Here is a 711-nt window from a genome sequence, read left to right on the forward strand (position 1 = left end):
CTTTCAGGGTTATGACACGCTTTTTTTATGTCTGCGCAGCCAGATTAATTTGTAGGCGGCAGGAATAATGAACAGGGACAGCAGCGGAGCCGTGATCATCCCACCAATCATTGGCGCAGCAATACGGCTCATGACTTCTGAACCTGCGCCGGTTCCCCAGAGTATTGGCAGCAGACCCGCAATGATCACCGCCACGGTCATGGCTTTCGGCCGGACACGCAGTACGGCACCATGATAGAGGGCTTCATCAAGACCTTCCGGTGTGAACGTCTCTTTACGGGACAATTCCGGGTGCGCTTCAATGGCATGACGCAGATACATCAGCATGACCACGCCAAACTCTGCTGCCACCCCGGCCAGGGCGATAAACCCGGTTCCGGTCGCCACTGACATATGGAAGCCCTGCCAGTACAGGAACCATATTCCGCCAACCAGGGCGAACGGCAGGCTCATCAGGATCAGCAGGGCTTCGTCAACCCGGCGGAATGCCAGATACAACAGGATGAAAATGATCATCACCGTCATCGGCACCATCAGCTTCAGTTTCTTGTTGGCATGCTCAAGCAGTTCAAACTGTCCGGAGAATGCCACACTGGTTCCCGGTCTCAGTTTCACTTTCTCGCTGATGGCCGTCTTAATGTCGTTAACCACCGACACCATGTCCCTGCCGCGGGCATCAACATAAATCCAGCTGGCTGGCCGGGCATTTTC

General features: G+C 54.9%; 1 protein-coding gene. It reads right to left on the minus strand.

The genetic code is table 11. The annotated features are described in order from the left end of the window. Positions 1-9: 9 nt before the first annotated feature. Positions 10-711 (minus strand): efflux RND transporter permease subunit (locus tag BV390_RS30395; protein WP_206098746.1); only part of this gene is annotated, 702 nt, incomplete at its 5' end.

The organism is Klebsiella sp. YJ (assembly GCF_002108615.1).
Classification (GTDB): Bacteria; Pseudomonadota; Gammaproteobacteria; order Enterobacterales; family Enterobacteriaceae; genus Klebsiella; species Klebsiella planticola.